Origin of the sequence: Bacillus sp. CH_48, from assembly GCF_038008465.1 — a bacterium.
In the GTDB taxonomy this organism is placed as follows: Bacteria; Bacillota; Bacilli; order Bacillales; family Bacillaceae_G; genus Bacillus_A; species Bacillus_A thuringiensis_S.
In genome coordinates this window covers 174,217-190,896 of sequence record NZ_JBBOZF010000001.1, presented here as the reverse complement: position 1 = coordinate 190,896, position 16,680 = coordinate 174,217, and the positions used below count along the sequence as shown (strand labels likewise).

The window sequence follows — 16,680 nt, the reverse complement described above, 5'->3', positions numbered from 1 at the left end:
AACCAAACATATATTCGATAGGTAGTGGAGTAACACTTTCTGTATGTCGAACAATTAAGATGGCTTCCTGCCATCCCTTGTTCGAAGCCAATTCATCTCCCACCTACTCACTGGGCTGTGACCCTTCACGCTCCTTGAGGAAGGAGTCTTCTTGGCTAAAATGATAAATAAATCAGGTTTTGTATGTTCGATTTTTAAATAATACCCGAGAAGGAGTGGGTTGCAGTTATAGTAATACTATTTTTTGTATTTCTATAATAGATAATTTTTTTAAAAAAACAGAATTATCTTGACAGTTATTAAATGGATTGATAAGGTTATAAAAAAATATTTCTTATCCAGAGAGGTGGAGGGACTGGCCTTATGAAACCTCAGCAACAGGTCTGCTTAAGTAGACACTGTGCTAATTCCAGCGGGTGATAATCCTGATAGATGAGAGCTTCCGTTTTTATTTGTCAGTAGCGCCCTCTTTTTTAGAGTGCGTTTTTGTTTTTTCTGGATAGTAACTAAAGGAGAGTAGAAATGGAGAACAAAAATGGGCGAGAATTTCAAAGGAAAATGCAAGCACGTCATTTAGTCATGCTATCACTTGGTGGGGTGATTGGAACTGGCTTATTCTTAAGCTCGGGTTACACTATTCAACAAGCTGGCCCGTTTGGATCAATTCTATCCTACCTGATTGGTGCGCTAGTGGTTTATCTAGTTATGCTATGTTTAGGAGAGCTTTCCGTACATATGCCTGAAACAGGCGCATTTCATAGCTATGCAGTTAAATACATTGGACCGGGTACAGGATATACAGTAGCCTGGTTGTATTGGTTAACTTGGACTGTTGCTTTAGGTTCTGAATTTACAGCCGCAGGATTACTTATGAAGCGATGGTTTCCATCGGTTAATATTTGGTTATGGAGTGTTCTTTTTGCCATTTTGATCTTTGTATTAAATGTCCTGACTGTTAAATTTTTCGCCGAATCCGAATTTTGGTTCTCATCGATAAAGGTTATAGCTATTGTGCTTTTTCTTGTTTTAGGAGTAGCAGCAATGCTAGGGTTTCTTCCAATGACTCATTCAAAAGCAGCACCATTCTTTTCTAATTTTACAAGTGGAGGTTTATTTCCTCATGGTGCTACGGCCATTATGATGACCATGCTTGCGGTTAATTTTGCTTTTTCGGGAACAGAATTAATAGGCATTGCAGCTGGAGAAACAGCGAACCCGGAAAAAATGATACCGAAGGCCATTCGAACTACTCTGTGGAGATTGATCATCTTTTTTGTAGGAACGATTGTTGTTTTATCTGCGTTATTGCCTATTTCCGATGCAGGGGTATTAGAGAGCCCTTTTGTTGCAGTTCTAGAACGAATTGGGGTGCCATATTCAGCTGACATTATGAATTTCGTTATCTTAACAGCCATTTTATCTGCGGCAAACTCAGGCCTTTATGCCTCTTCTAGAATGCTTTGGTCGCTTGCTAATAAGAATACGATATCCCCGATTTTTGGGAAAATGACGAAGCAAGGTGTTCCAATCAACGCCGTCATTTTCAGTATGATGGGTGGAGCTTTGGCTTTGCTCTCAAGTATTGTGGCACCAGATACTGTCTATATCGTACTTGTTTCCATTTCCGGTCTAGCAGTAGTTATAGTTTGGATGAGTATTAGCGCTTCCCAGTTCCTATTTCGCAGACAATTTTTGAAAGAAGGAAATTCTGAAAAGGACTTGATTTATCGCACACCACTATATCCATTAGTACCAATTGCTTCTTTTATCCTTTGTCTGGCATCGTGTATTGGAATTGCATTCGATCCAACACAGAGAATTGCCTTATATTGCGGCATACCGTTTATTTTGTTTTGCTATGGAAGTTATTATCTAACAAAAAATCTAAAAAAGAGGGGTGTAGATTATGTCGAACAAAATCAACCCAATTGATACTATTTTATCCCAACATTCCATTATGCTTCTAGACGGAGCATTAGCTACTGAATTGGAGGCGCATGGATGTAATTTGGACGATCCCCTTTGGTCGGCACGTGTGTTACTAGAAAATCCGGAACTAATTTATCAGGTTCATTCGGACTATTTTCGTGCTGGAGCAGACTGTGCCATAACAGCAAGCTATCAAGCTACTATTAGTGGTTTTTCCGCGCGTGGAATACAAGAACAGGAAGCTTTGGAATTAATTAAGAAAACGGTGTTACTTGCAAGAAGGGCAAGAGATGATTTTTGGAAGGAAAATACGCAAACGAATAGGCCTAAACCATTGGTTGTTGCATCAGTTGGGCCGTACGGAGCTTACCTTGCAGATGGTTCAGAGTATGTAGGCAACTATGTTGTGACAGATGAAACATTAGTAGACTTTCACCGTTCGAGAATGTCTGCGTTAATCGAAGCAGGTGCAGATCTATTGGCATTTGAAACGATCCCTTGCCTGCAAGAAGCAAGAGTATTAGATACATTATTGCGTGAGTTTCCAGAAACATATGCGTGGCTTTCCTTTTCGCTAAAAAATGAGAAAGAGATTAGTGAAGGTATGAAACTAGTGGAGTGTGCACGAGTTTTTGAGAAAAGTGAACAAATTGTAGCAATAGGCATCAATTGTGCACCAGTAACTGTTGTGACTGGTGCAATCCAAGAGTTGAGGGCAAACATAAAAAAACCAATTATTGTTTATCCAAACTCTGGTGAAACTTATAATCCAGAAACAAAAACATGGCATGGTCATGAACAATGTAACACGTTGGATATTCAATCTGAAGAATGGTACCAAGCAGGTGCACGTTTAATAGGCGGATGCTGCAGAACGACACCTTATCACATTGAGGAGATATCGAACAAGTGGCGTTCTTCCCAGTTTTTCTATTCGAACGAAGCAAAACAGTAATGTAATGGATGATAATCTAACTTTGTGTGTATTTTCATGATTTTTCTTGTTCAGGAATCTACAGTTACGTCTAGTGGCACAAAAAGTCTTTTTATAGACACAAATGTGGATAGTAGCCTCGGGAATCCAGTGGACTTTTGGGTACCTTAGGTATGGAAAAGAATCAGGGAAAATAAAAACTGCTAGTTTAATAGACATGGTAGACAACATGCTGAATCTTTTAATGAAGATGTAGTTGGTCCAATTGAAGGTGAAGGGGACCATTTATTCGTAATTAAAGTTAATGAAGAGGTTAATTTAGTTATTCAAAAAATAGTTCAATAACTATATGAAAATTTGTTGTAGTAGTAAATGTAGTCATATTGTTGTAAAAAAGGATAGATGTAAACAGGTATACTCTCCTGTTCATCTATCCTTTCCTTTTTACATACAATATTAAAATCCAAATTAGTTCCTTTTAGGAAGGTACCAATATGAACAAGACATTTAAATACATTTTAATCTTCTTTTGTGCAGTATTTTATATTGCAATGGTTTGTGGGATTATTTATATAAACTTTGTTCAAGATCATTTTATTCCTCCAAGCAGGAAATCTAAGATTGAACATAAACATTTATAATTAGGTATAAGGAGAGCTGTACAAGATACTCTTGATTTCCCAAGGTTATGAGGATAATATTTTTGATACTGTTTAGCTTCATCTAAAATGAAGAAGAACGTCACGTTTACACATTCTTTTTCTACCGAATCCATATCCTAAGTTTCTATACCATAATGTTTAAAATAATCACCAAAGTCATTAGTGAATCTTTTTTCTCCATCCGTTCCAGTAATTCGTTTATATTGCAATTCTTTAAACGATTTCATTTCAAGTCGGCAAGTTTCTTCTAACCACTCATATCGTTGCTTAACTGCTTCCGTCTCATTTTCATACCAATCCTCATGCTCTTCATAATATTTCTTCATACATTCAGGTCTCTGTTTATTTCTTAAATAGCTTGGCATCAAAACCAAATTTACGTTATTTCTTTGCGGAAATAGGTTGAAACCAACTATCCCTATCATTTAACTGAACTTCAAAAACATATATAGGCTGTGAGAAGCCTTTTGTATCAGTATAGTAATCTATATTATATTTTGTGATGAATAATGTATCACCTGCTTTGAAAGATCCTATAGGATCAAATTCTCCTTGTTTCAGTTTTTGAAATGCTTCCTTTGGAGAAAGAATTTCAACATCTCGAACATGTGATTTTTTTGTACCGTAATATTTGTAAACAGGCATTTTGTTCTCTGCGTCTTTTAACTCTATTGATGTTTTTATAGTAACTTGAGACATATCATTTTTTGTAATGGGATCAATAGGCATATTCCCAAATTCCTTCATTTGATACGAAATTATTATTCCGAGTGCGACGAAACTTACTGTAATGGGAAGGTATAAATATTTGATTATTTTTGTATCTGTTTCATTTTTTTTCAAAAATATAAGAACTATGTTTAACACAGAATATCCTAGCATCATGCCTAAAGTATTATGAAGTAAATCTGCTAGTTCCATACTTCCTCGTTGCAGTGTAAATTCAAGAATTTCAATCAATAAACTTGCTATAATTGAGATGATTAACATCCATTTTGTTTTTTGAAAAACCTTACTAAATAAAGGGAATAAAATTCCTAAAGGAAAAAGCATACCTATATTCACAATGATATGGAAAAAGGAAGTAAATGAAAATGTATTCCATGCTTTTTTATAAATACTAAGTACATCAAAATCAATGGTTCTTGCAAAGGCCATATCATCTGAACGACCAAGTGAAGTAGCTGATAATGCAAGGGAATAGTATCCTGTTATTAAAACAAACAATATAATTTGTTTTACAGTTAGTTTTTTTTCTCTTTTACATATCTTTTTGTATACTACAAAATAACTAAAAACAAATACAAATAGTAACAAGAGTGTGAGTAGTATCGTAGGAATCGCATAACTAGCGATTAAATTGAAAATAATGTTCATTTTACACCTCTGTTTTTATGAATATAATTTTGTACATATGCATTTTATATAGTGATTACTAATACAACAATCGAGCTTTGGATCTTTAAAGGCTCGCAAAAGATGTAGGATTTATTCGTTAGGGAAGTAATTTTAAACAAGGCTGAATAAGATAAAATCGTCATGTCGTTCAAAAATACGAGCTTAATTTACATAAATAACTGTCAAGAGATAAAATTTTTGTTTTTGGGGTAGGTTACAGCCCAGTAATTGATAAATCGCCTTTCTTATTTTTCTCTCTATTTTTTTGTTGCTTACATTAGAAATACTAAACTGTATAATGACTCATATTAAACTTATAAATAGACTTATTAGTAATTTTTCATACTAATTATTCCTTTCTTCATGCTGTAATACTTAATAGACAACCTAAACAATAAAGTTGTTCCACATTTACAAAAAAAATAATTAAATATAAGATGAAATAGGCTACATAAGGGAGGGTTATATGTTACATACAAAAAGATGGAGATTTTTTGCGGTTCTTTCTATCGTAGGTTTGATTTTACTAATTTTATTAAAAATCAACTTCATTTCAATTACTATCGCAACTTCTTCAGCTGAAAGAGGAAAGATTTTTGATCAAAATGGTGTAATACTAGCTACAAATAAGAAAGTTAAGTCTCTATATTGCACTTCTAATGATGAAAAGCTATCGAAACAAGACACTTCAAACACATTAGCTTTTTTTAATCAATTTTCAAGCGAGTTTCAACATGATATTTCTACAAAGAACATAAAATCTCAATTACAACAATCTTGTAAAAAGCAGACTATGAATGATATACCGTTATACTCTGATATAACTGAGAACGAACTTGCATTCATAAACAAAAACAAACCCAATAATGTAATAATTAAAGATGAATGGATTCGATATTATCCTAAACATGAAATTGGCTCGCAAGTAATTGGGTATGTAGAAAATGACCTTAATTCAAAGCATATGCTTGTTGGAAAAAGTGGGATTGAGCTACAATATGAAAATGATTTAAAAGGAAAATCAGGAAAAACTCTTATTTTTAAGATTGGTAATAAAAAGTTCTTCTGGAACATTCAAAACGTACAAATAGGTAAAGATGTCCGGCTAGCCTTAGACTCTAAATTGCAGCAAAAAACAGAGGAAGCATTAAGATCTCAAATTAAGAAAATTCCTGATGCTAAAGCTGGTTATGCTGTAGTGAGCGATGTAAAAACTGGCGCAGTTTTAACTATGGCCAACTCGGCAGTATTTAATCCAAATACACACGTATCATTTAAAAATGAAAACTTTAAATCACTTTCGCAAAATAAAACAATTCAAAAATTAAAGTATGGTGAATCTTATGTAAATATGTCCTCTACTATAAAGCCGCTTACTATTTTAATTGGATTAAGCGAAAAGCTTTTTCAACCTGAAGATACTTATTTAGATAAGGGTACCTTTCAGTATGATAATCAAAATAACATTTCGAATGCACCTGGAACGCCAACAGGTGAGATTACACCAAGGCAGGCTATTATTAATTCATCTAACACATTTATGACAGCAAAAGTAGCTCTGCCCTTATTCAACCAAAATAATGGGAATATAGAAAAAGTGGCACATATATGGACAGATTATTTAATGCAATTCGGCCTACGTTCTAAAACCGGGATTGATTTACCCTTTGAAGAAGACGGACAATATGAATTCCATCCATCTAATACGTTTGAAAAGGGAATCTCCGCTTTATTAAATGCCTCTTGGGGAGAAAATGAAGTGCACACCCCCCTTCAACTCGCTCAATATGCAGCAACTTTGGCAAGTAAAGGTGATAAATATAAACCTCAAATTGTAAGTGCGATTATTGGTCAAGATGGTAGGGAAACAAAAAAGTTTAAACCCATTTTAGAAAGTTCAAATCGTTATCCTATGGAATTTTGGAGTGTCGTGCAAGGTGGAATGGGGCAGAATATAGAGGAGATTAAAAATTTACCCTTTCATGTCGCAGGTAAAACGGGTAGTACAGGTTCTCCGAATGAGCAAGAAAGAATGATAAATCATTCTCTTTTCATTTCATATGCTCCTACCGAAGATCCACAAATCGCCATTTCTGTCGTTATTCCTGGTAGTAATTCAGAAAAAAACATCGCTGCTCTCGTTACAGCAGAAGTTTTAGAGTTCTGGCATACACTTCAACAAGAAAATAAAAACAAAGAGGAAGGTTCATTAAAGTGAACCTTCCTCTTTTACCATATAGAATCTATATTTATTATTTTCCATATACCTTCATGATCTTTTTCGAACACAAATGAATATTTAATATCCGTTAAAACATACTCTTTTTGTACATACCCAGTATTACCGTTAAATGTCGATATTTTTATATATTCATCATTCTGCACTTTTTCTGGAATCCAAGCTTTTACAATTTCATTAGATACTTCATATAAAATTTGTGATTCTCGTTTTGGTTCAGCTAAAATTTTCGTTTTATTTCCACTAACAGTTACATATATATAATGGTCTCGCTTTGATTGGTTACTTTCTGACATTCCACTTGGTACTTTATATACTTTCTTTGTATCATTTGCAAACTCTCCCCCCATTGTAAGAGCGACTTGCAACTCATGAAAAATATCTTCATCAAACTTCAATTCATCCTTCTTATAACTCTTCCCTTTAAATAGAACTTCTTCATTTAATGCTCTATACAAATCATTTTCATTTTTTGAATTTGTACTTTGATATAAATCATTCATAAATTGTTTCAATGATGGATCTTGAGCAGATTCATCTTTTGTTTTCGGCTCAATTTGAGTACTACTTTGTACTGGTGATTTATTATCATCAAGCCAAGGTTGTTGAACAATGAAAAATAACATTGTACAAACCAAAACAACTACAACAGGCAATGCTTTTTTTCGAAATGGTCTCTTATATGTTACAGAATCTACTTCACTATTTTGATATACCGATTGCTTTATTTTATCAATATATTTTTCTTCATCTTTCCGATGCTCCATTGGTCCTTTTTTCAATTTACTATACCAGTCAGGATTTTTTTTACTGTTCATCACTTCTACCCTCCCCTATTAGTTTTGAAACTTTACTTCTCGCTCTACTTAATCTAGATTTGACTGTTCCAATTGACACACCTAATGTTTCAGCCATTTCTTCATAAGATAATTCATATTTTGCGTCTAATATTAGTATTTCACGTTGTTTTTTAGGTAGTTTTAATACAACATCCCACACTTCATTTAGTTCCTCTTGTTTAAAAAACTGTTGTTCTGCCGAAGAAGACTGCTTGTCGTCACTAAAAAATCCCACTAAAGATATCCTTTTAAAATAAGCGGATTTTAAATAGTTTATTGCTGTATTTCTTGTGATTTTTAATATCCACGTTTTAATAGATGAATCCTTTCGAAACGAATGCCAATGTTTAAAAACCTTTATAAAGACATCTTGTGTGATATCATCTGATAAGTGTGGATCTTTTGTAATAATAAATGAATAATTCCATACATCTTGCCAATAGTCTTTAATAACATAGTCGAGCTCGTCATGATTACATTTTCCAATAAACTTCTGTTCCATTTCCACACCTCAAACTTATTTGAATAAACATAAAACTGCCCTCACTTTTAATATGGTTTCAATATATAGACATGATACAAGCTTCATTTGTTCCATAGCGCTTTTTTCTATATAGCTACGCTTTCTGTATTTGAATATATTGTCGTTCTTCTGTCTCTTTCTTTATTTTCTCTTGACGTTACGTAGCTCTTCTTGCTCCCTTTGTATTTTGGTTCTGGTGCAAAAACAAAGTAAAAGAGAATAAAACATATATATTCCTAACGGAATCGTATTCTATGTTACAAGTCCATCTACTATATGATTCAAGTAATTTTGTTGTCTAAGTTGCTTACTATCAGGTATGCCTTTTTCTTTTTTCAACTACCCAATTGCTATAGAATAAGCCGGATTCTTATCGACTGTTATTACACGTGGCTTTGAAACATGAAAAGGCCGCAGCGCTTTCATCTCTTGTTTTGTTTAGACAAAAATCGATTGTGTTTCCTTTCGAATCAACAGTACGTTACAGGTACATCCATTGCCCTTTAACTTTAAGTAAATTCCGGATTCAAACTTTCTATTTTGAGTACGTTTAATTTATAGAAAACAGATAACAACATAATTTTCTCAATAAGTAATATTCTTATTTCAATACAAAATTCTTACAATTGATGCTATACCTGTATTAAGGGGAGCGTTTTAGTTAATTAGGGAGAAAAATTGTAAAAATGATATGGGAGGAACAAAAAATGTCATTGAAAAAGAAATTAGGTGTTGGAGTGGTTTCAGCCGCTCTTGGTATGTCTTTAATTGGTGGGGGAACATATGCATATTTTAGCGATCAAGTTGTGACAAATAATACATTTGCTGCAGGTACATTGGATTTAGCTATGCAACCAACTACTTCACTTAACTTAGAAAATTTAAAACCTGGGGACAAAATATTAAAAAAATTCAATTTAAAAAATAGTGGTTCATTAGATATTAAAGATATCATGATGAAAATAGACTATACTGTAAACGACTTAAAACAAAATAATACTACAGAAGATTTCGGTAAACATATTAAAGTACAATTTCTTTGGGATTGGGATCCTGCAAAAAGCCCTGCATACGAGACAACCCTTGCAGAACTAAAATCACAAAGTTCAGAGATTGTCTCCAAAAAAGTATTTCATTCTAAGTGGACTGAAACAGGGGGGTTAAAACCTGGGAAAATGGATTGGTTTTGGATAAAGTTTGTATTTGAAGACAACGGCACAGATCAGAACGTGTTCCAAGGGGATAGTATTGCGTTAAAAATGGAGTTCCAAGCCAATCAAACAGAGGGAAAAGAAAGATAATTTTACAAAAATATCGTTGGGAAAATGTAAAACTGAGCTTGTAATTTTTTGTAATTTGTCAAATTGACCATCAAATTTCCATATAAAAAACCAGTGATACTAGTACATGTGTAGGATATCACTGGTTTTTTTGAGTTTAACATTTTGTATGTTTTGTAAAACTATTTTTCTTTCGGAAGTACAATTCTTTTATACAATTGAACTGTAATCAAGTAGTAAATCGAGTAAATCACTACGAAAATAATAATTGGTAGCCAAATACGAAAGTACGGATCAGCCAAAAGAACGCTGAACATGTTTATACCAACTAATACGTGAACAATACCCACAATTGCTGGGACTAAAAATACGAAGAATAACTCTTTATAAATCGATTGTATTAATAACTCCCTGCGAACACCGATTTTACGAAGCATTTGATAACGTGTACTATCTTTGGATGCACCGGATAGAATTTTAAACATTAAGCAGCTTGCCATCATTGCTAAAAATGCAACTCCAACGAAAAAACCCATAAATATTAGTCCGCTGGCAAAATTATGACTCACAATATATGCTTGATACTTACTATCCAATTCTTCCGCTCTCACATTTTTATATTTTGCCATCTGTAATTCATCAAGTTTTTTCCATTCTTTTATGTATGATCCAAAATCATCTGTTCTCCCCATAAACACAGTACTTTCTTTACCCTTCATACCATCGTATATGTTTTGATCTACAATTTTCATTTCATAATCAAGATACATATAATCTGGCTGGATCGTTCTGAAAGCCTGGATCCATTGTTTTGTGTTCGTCTCTCCTTGAACCCGTTTTATTGAAAATGCACCAATGGGTATTTCCTCTGAAACTTTCTCTATTTTCATACCTTGCAAGAAAGGACGATTTTTTTCTACATCTTCTTTAAGATAATAAACATACCTATCATCAACTTTGTAATGATATTCATGTTTTTCTTGAAATAAGATACCACCCAAAATTTTCTTTTCTTCCGCTGTTGGATTATGAATGACTGAATCGTAAATTCGCATTTGATCTGTCGTTTTTAGGATGTTGTTTTTAAATGCCATACCACAAGCAATTCCACCAGCACCAAGAGCCACTAAGATTGCTACTGTTGCAAGCACATTTGTTAGACCATTAATGCGGAAATTTAATTGTGCAAAAGTAAAAGCATTGAGGCCTTTTTCACTACGTTTTTTATTACTCTTTAGCTTGTTAATCATAACTGGGAGAAGGGATCCAAATATAAGGTAAGTACCAGCGGTTGCTGAGATTAATCCAACGGCCATTAATCCCAAAGCAATTAGCGAATTTGCATATGACATATAGATCAGTGATGCATAACCAATACCTAATAAAAGAATACCAAGGAATGCAATTACAACTGTCATTTTTCCTTTTATGGCAACACGTTCTGTTTGTGCATCTGCATGTACAAGTTGTAGTACAGAAATACGCGATAATTTAATACTATTCATAATTGCAGATAATACAAATAGTGCAAAGAAGAAGACGCAAGTAATAGCTATTGATGGCAGATAAAATGCTTTATAACCTTCACCAGCAAACTCGAGTTGTTTCATTAATAACTGACCGATCCCTTCTGCAAGTCCTACACCAACTGTAATACCAATCGCAAGAGACGCAGCGCCTAATACGATTGTTTCGATAAACATAAGTAATGTAACTTTATGCTTTTTTGCTCCTAACATCATATACATACCAAATTCTTTTTGACGAAGAGCTGATAAGAAAGAGTTTGCATATAAAATATAAAAAAATGTGATAACCGCTAACAAAAAGGAACCAATTTTAAAGACAGCCACAATATCCCTAATAGAAGAGTTGGATTCAAGGAACGTTTTATTGGATGCTAGCGTTTGAAACATATAAAAAGTTGAAATAGAGACAATAAGACCAACAAGTAAAACAATGTAATCTTGCAACTTACTTTTTAGGCCTGACATAGAAAGTTTAAATAACATGATTGAACTTCCTTCCTTCCTTACGCTTTTTTTGTGCCTAAGTTTGCAAGCACGTCTAAAATTTCTTTATAGAATTCTTCACGGGTACCACCGCGATGAATTTCTTTATATAACTCACCATCTTGAATGAATAAAATACGCTGACAGTAACTTGCGCTGTAAGGATCATGCGTAACCATCATAATGGATACACCTTGTTCTTTATTTAAGTTTGTCATCGCATCCAGTAAACTTGTTGCATTTTTAGAATCAAGCGCTCCTGTTGGTTCGTCCCCTAAAATAATTGCTGGCTCATGCACTAACGCACGTGCTGCTGCTGAACGCTGTTTTTGTCCACCAGATACTTCAGATGGATACTTTTGAAGGATTGCTGAAATTCCTAACATATCAGCTACCTTTTCTACTTTCTGTCCAATATTTCGTGATGGGACACCCTGAAGTGAAAGTGGAAGTGCAATATTTTCGTAAATAGATAAATTTTCTAATAAGTTAAAGTCTTGGAAAATGAATCCTAATTTTTGCGAACGGAAATCAGAAAGCTCACCTTGCTTCATTTTCGTAATATCCGTACCCGCAATTTCAACAACACCGCCTGTCGCTTTATCTAACGTTGAAATTACATTTAATAATGTTGTTTTACCAGAACCAGATGGCCCCATAATTCCGACAAACTCCCCCTCATGAATTGAGAATGAAACACCTTTTAACGCGTGTGATTGGTTCTCACCTTTTTTACCGTACAATTTTTGGACGTTTTTCACGTCTACAACTGGTTTCGTCATATATATCCTCCTACGTTTGTTTTTTCATTTCTTTAAAATAAGTTGCTATTCATATTTGCTACTAACAAAATAGTCATGTTGCATCTACCTTTTCCATAAGGCGGTCACGATGTATCCACTTGGAAGCTGAAAGAAAATTTTATTTTAATTTCTCCACTCACCTCATCGCTTTGAATACATACATGATAAACTATAAAAATTAGGAAACACCCTGAAAAAACCTTAAGAATTCTTAAGGTTTATAAAAAAAAAGCTTATGGAACCTGTAATTCCATAAGCCAATCTATTCGATTGGATGTTCAACAATAAAGGATATCCAACCTTCTTTATATTCTGCATGTATATTACCATGATGAAGTTCAACAATTCTTTTTGAGATAGCAAGCCCCAGTCCATTTCCTTGATCATTTTTTCTTGCCTTATCACCCCTGAAAAACCTTTCAAACAATTTATTCGGATCGCTAACAGGCGGTCTCTCGACTTTATTTGATATTTTTAAAATTGCTTTGTTATCCATTAATTCAAGACATACGGATAATTCGGATGGTTTCATGCTGTACTTTATCGCATTCATAAACAGATTTTCATATACACGTACCATTTTTTCTGCATCTATGAAAATAGGTATTGTTTCTTGTGTAATTGATTTTTGAACGATTAAGCGTTCCTTTTCAAATATAGGAATGTATTCTCCAACTATTTGCTCCAACAAACCTGATAAATCGACTTCATTAAGATTTAACTTAGCATCTATGCCTGATAAACGAGTATATTCAAACAGCTCATCAATTAAATATTTCAGTCTCTGTGCCTTTGAATACGTGGTTTCAAGGTATTCCTGTAATTGTGTTTTACTATTGTATTGCCCTCGTTTTAATAAATCTATATAGCCAATAATAGATGTTAACGGTGTGCGTAAATCATGAGATACGTTTGTTATAAGTTCATTTTTTGTACGTTCTAATCGTCTTTCTTGTTCAAATGTATTTTCCAATTCCTTGGACATATAGTTGATATTTTGAGCAAGTTGGGTCAATTCGTCCTTCCCCTTAATCCCAATTGTCAAACCCAGTTTTCCATTGGCAATATCATTTACATTATCCGAAATGAGCTTCAAATATACTATTTTCTTTCGAACCAATATCAAAAAAAGTATGATAAAGGTAAAGATTGCGAACGCGAATAAGAAAAACAATGCCAAATTGCCTTCAAACATACCAAATTCTTCGTTTTTTACAAATAATGGATCTATGACGTATACCAAAATGAGGATTGTTAAACCAAATGAAATAAAAAAACTAACTGCAACAGCACCAAGAAGTTTTATAATGATCTTATTTCTGAAACTAACATTCTTCATATTTTATATCCAATTCCCCACACAGTTTTAATATAAATGGGATGTTTAGAATCCTCTTCTATTTTGTCTCTTATTTTTGTAATATGCACCATGACGGTATTGTCTGATTTATAAAAAACCTCTTCCCAAACTGCTTCATATATTTTTGCTACACTCAGGACAATCCCTTTATTGCGGGCAAGTAGTTCGAGAATAGCAAACTCTTTTGGAGTTAACCTTGTTTCTTTTCCTCTTATCCATACTTGACGTGTATCTGTATTCACGGTTAAGTCACCAATTTCTAGAATGCTTTTATTATGTTCTATTGATGAATTGTATTTTTTAAACCTTCTTAATTGGGATTTTACCCTAGCGATTAATTCCAATGGGTTAAACGGTTTTGATAAATAATCGTCTGCACCAGAGGCTAGACCCTGAATTTTGTCTATATCCTCAGATTTTGCAGATAGCATGATGATAGGTATATTGCGGTCTTCCCTAATCTTCATACACGCTTCAATACCATCCATATTAGGCATCATAATATCTAAAATAATCAAATCAAACTCCTTTTCTTCTAACAGTTGTAAAGCTTCCATAGCATCTTCTACCTTTTGAGTTTTCAGACCTTCATTTTCCAAATAAACAGAGATAAGATTTCTAATTTCTTTATCATCATCGACAATAAGAATTTTTGACTCCATAGGATTCCTCCATATTTTTTCTCGTATTAAACAGCTAAAGACATAAGCAGGTGAGACATTTTTATCTTCTCTTTATTGTAAACTTGCAAACGGAAGACAAGAAATAACATAATAGATATAAGTAATATCGTTCCCCTAATATATTGTTCAATATTTACTGCTGAACCATATATAATTAATACGTTCTCTTTTTCTTTAAATTTTGCTTTTAGTAAAAAAATAAAATTTCTTATTATTTTCCACTAATAAAATAATTGTCTTGTGATTTCTTCTTTTAATTAATTTTTCTGTGAATACACCTGTACTCAGTCCATATTTGACAATATAATTTACTTTCTTCAAATCAATTCCTTCAATTATTTTGTCTCTAAGAAACCTTGAACTTGGACTGGCTGCACCAATTGATTTTTAGTGAATTATATACAGAAATAAGAAAGCGAATTGTTTTCATACCTAATCATCCCACAGGTTTGAACTCATAATCATACTCTAGAGTCCAAACCTTAAGAAAAAGGGGCAAAAGTTCTTAAGAATTCTTAAGCTTTCTACAGCATTTTGTCATAAGAATATATGACGACTCTTGAAATGTTAGCGGGATCCCCAATAACACTTACTATTCGTCAATCCGAAGAACAAAAAGAACTTGTAGGAATCTCTACAAGTTCTTTTTTAGATAATGTAAAAAGTTAAAACAAACTATCTCATAATTTGAATCGGAGCAAACACTATAACCACGGGTTAATTTTATTATATGCCGATTCCTAACTTATGCCCTTTTTATATTTGAAAATTATGTGAATTAGTAAAATGAGTTTTACGTTATAACTAACTATAATTCTTGAATATATGTAAATGGAATTGTCTTATCTTTTTTTATTTATGTGATAAAGAAATTAGGTATAGGAAGATTATACAAATGTTTATTTATAATATTTTAGCGATGAAACAATGTTTGAGATATGGAATGATTTACGGAGGCCAATGGTCCGCTTTGTTAAATTCCACGTTTATTATATGAATTTTATATAACAAAGAAAAAAGTACCGCTCAATTATATTTTCTATTATCGGTACAGCTTTAGGTAAACTATTTTGCTTTCATGTGTGTATGATGTATATTTAGTTTTGGTCTTGTCCGAGAGAAAACTCACAGCTTTACTGTGTCACGGAAGTATAAAAGCCTGGGAGAAACTGTTTAACAGTTTTCTCTTAGGCTTTTTTTGTTTTTTTTGGTAAGAATAAAATTGGAGGTGTCTTTTAGATGAGTAAAGACTGGATTAAAGTATTTATTGCTGCTTTCTTTGAAATTTTTTGGGTTATTGGTTTAAAAAATGCTGATGACTTTTGGACTTGGACGGGGACTATCATTGCTATATTTTTAAGCTTTTATTTAATGATCATGGCAGGAAGAAAACTTCCCGTGGGAACTGTTTATGCTGTTTTTGTTGGGTTAGGTACAGCTGGAACTGTCTTTTCTGAAATCCTGTTCTTTGGTGAACCATTTAAAGTGGGAAAAGTACTCTTGATTTTATTTTTATTAGCTGGAGTAATTGGCTTGAAATTAGTTACAGATGACAGAGTTCAGAAAGGTGATGAATCCTAATGGCATGGATTTCTTTAATCTTAGCAGGGCTTTTTGAAATGTTTGGTGTTGCTATGATAAATAAACTGCATAAAGATCGAAATTGGCAATCATTAGCTTTGTTAATTCTCGGATTTGGATTAAGTTTTATATTTCTTGCTTACGCAATGGAAACACTACCTATGGGAACAGCTTATGCAATTTGGACTGGAATTGGTGCGTCTGGAGGTGCAATTTTAGGCATGATTTTTTATGGAGAATCAAAAGACTGGAGAAGACTTGTCTTTATAGGTATGGTTTTAGGTGCTGCAATAGGTCTAAAACTCGTTTCATAAATGCTTTTTTAGATTGTACTATGAGGGGGCGCCATACATGCCCATCAACTTAAAAATGAAAACAAAGTGTACTTTCATTTTGTGGAGGTAAAGCATTCCTAAAATAGAAGCATACTCTTAATA

At 33.3% G+C, this 16,680-nt stretch carries 14 protein-coding genes, 1 pseudogene and 1 riboswitch; of the genes and pseudogenes, 6 read left to right on the top strand and 9 right to left on the bottom strand.

The genetic code is table 11. The features are described 5' to 3' along the window. Nucleotides 1–331 precede the first annotated feature (331 nt). Nucleotides 332–439: riboswitch (SAM riboswitch) on the top strand. A gap of 83 nt (nt 440–522) precedes the next feature. Together mmuP and mmuM are read left to right on the top strand one after the other, a co-directional pair. Further along, nucleotides 523–1,932, top strand: a complete 1,410-nt coding sequence (mmuP, locus tag N2V92_RS00960; protein ID WP_170265072.1) for an S-methylmethionine permease — start codon at nt 523–525, stop codon at nt 1,930–1,932. Further along, nucleotides 1,907–2,884 carry a homocysteine S-methyltransferase gene (gene mmuM / locus N2V92_RS00955; RefSeq protein WP_170265069.1) on the top strand — a complete coding sequence of 326 codons (978 nt, stop codon included), beginning with the start codon at nt 1,907–1,909 and terminating at the stop codon, nt 2,882–2,884. Before mmuP ends, mmuM begins: the two co-directional genes overlap by 26 nt. Nucleotides 2,885–3,641: 757 nt before the next feature. On the opposite strand, the gene N2V92_RS00950 is transcribed toward mmuM, so the two are convergent. Both N2V92_RS00950 and N2V92_RS00945 read right to left on the bottom strand, forming a co-directional pair. Then, nucleotides 3,642–3,851 carry a hypothetical protein gene (locus tag N2V92_RS00950; RefSeq protein WP_241667539.1) on the bottom strand — a complete coding sequence of 70 codons (210 nt, stop codon included), beginning with the start codon at nt 3,849–3,851 and terminating at the stop codon, nt 3,642–3,644. 55 nt (nt 3,852–3,906) lie between these two features. Next, the gene (locus N2V92_RS00945) at nt 3,907–4,902 is read right to left on the bottom strand and encodes a VanZ family protein (protein WP_098377618.1); all 996 of its coding nucleotides are present in this window, start codon (nt 4,900–4,902) and stop codon (nt 3,907–3,909) included. 487 nt (nt 4,903–5,389) lie between these two features. Between N2V92_RS00945 and N2V92_RS00940 the strand changes: the two genes are divergently transcribed. Further along, a complete protein-coding gene (locus N2V92_RS00940; RefSeq protein ID WP_098377547.1) occupies nt 5,390–7,141 on the top strand; it encodes a peptidoglycan D,D-transpeptidase FtsI family protein in 1,752 nt (583 codons plus the stop codon). Nucleotides 7,142–7,152: 11 nt separating this feature from the next. Here the strand turns inward: N2V92_RS00940 and N2V92_RS00935 are convergent, their stop codons facing one another. From N2V92_RS00935 to N2V92_RS00925, 3 genes and pseudogenes are all read right to left on the bottom strand, one after another. After that, nucleotides 7,153–7,980, bottom strand: a complete 828-nt coding sequence (locus N2V92_RS00935) for an SH3 domain-containing protein (RefSeq protein ID WP_098377548.1) — start codon at nt 7,978–7,980, stop codon at nt 7,153–7,155. After that, a complete protein-coding gene (locus N2V92_RS00930; RefSeq protein ID WP_000435498.1) occupies nt 7,970–8,503 on the bottom strand; it encodes an RNA polymerase sigma factor in 534 nt (177 codons plus the stop codon). Before N2V92_RS00930 ends, N2V92_RS00935 begins: the two co-directional genes overlap by 11 nt. Nucleotides 8,504–8,791: 288 nt before the next feature. Then, nucleotides 8,792–9,038, bottom strand: a pseudogene (locus tag N2V92_RS00925) (DDE-type integrase/transposase/recombinase); the annotation flags it as partial. A 193-nt stretch (nt 9,039–9,231) separates the two neighbouring features. On the opposite strand from N2V92_RS00925, the gene N2V92_RS00920 reads away from it, so the two are divergent. Beyond that, a complete protein-coding gene (locus N2V92_RS00920) occupies nt 9,232–9,825 on the top strand; it encodes a TasA family protein (RefSeq protein ID WP_000053759.1) in 594 nt (197 codons plus the stop codon). 161 nt (nt 9,826–9,986) lie between these two features. Here the strand turns inward: N2V92_RS00920 and N2V92_RS00915 are convergent, their stop codons facing one another. From N2V92_RS00915 to N2V92_RS00900, 4 genes are all read right to left on the bottom strand, one after another. Further along, on the bottom strand, nt 9,987–11,816 hold the full coding sequence (locus N2V92_RS00915; RefSeq protein WP_340864005.1) for an ABC transporter permease: 1,830 nt from the start codon (nt 11,814–11,816) through the stop codon (nt 9,987–9,989). Between the two features lie 20 nt (nt 11,817–11,836). Next, nucleotides 11,837–12,598: an ABC transporter ATP-binding protein gene (locus N2V92_RS00910; RefSeq protein WP_340864004.1), complete on the bottom strand. Its 762-nt coding sequence runs from the start codon at nt 12,596–12,598 to the stop codon at nt 11,837–11,839. A 283-nt stretch (nt 12,599–12,881) separates the two neighbouring features. Next, nucleotides 12,882–13,958 (bottom strand): HAMP domain-containing sensor histidine kinase, encoded by a 1,077-nt coding sequence (locus N2V92_RS00905; RefSeq protein ID WP_170264911.1) that lies wholly within the window; start codon nt 13,956–13,958, stop codon nt 12,882–12,884. Beyond that, nucleotides 13,955–14,641, bottom strand: coding sequence for a response regulator transcription factor (locus tag N2V92_RS00900; protein ID WP_000444090.1), 687 nt, complete (start codon nt 14,639–14,641; stop codon nt 13,955–13,957). The genes N2V92_RS00905 and N2V92_RS00900 overlap by 4 nt, the downstream gene beginning before the upstream one ends. 1,260 nt (nt 14,642–15,901) lie before the next feature. Between N2V92_RS00900 and N2V92_RS00895 the strand changes: the two genes are divergently transcribed. Together N2V92_RS00895 and N2V92_RS00890 are read left to right on the top strand one after the other, a co-directional pair. Further along, nucleotides 15,902–16,243: a DMT family transporter gene (locus N2V92_RS00895; protein ID WP_000031243.1), complete on the top strand. Its 342-nt coding sequence runs from the start codon at nt 15,902–15,904 to the stop codon at nt 16,241–16,243. Beyond that, entirely contained in the window at nt 16,243–16,557 is a 315-nt protein-coding gene (locus N2V92_RS00890; protein ID WP_000312327.1) for a DMT family transporter, read from the top strand. Before N2V92_RS00895 ends, N2V92_RS00890 begins: the two co-directional genes overlap by 1 nt. Nucleotides 16,558–16,680 lie beyond the last annotated feature (123 nt).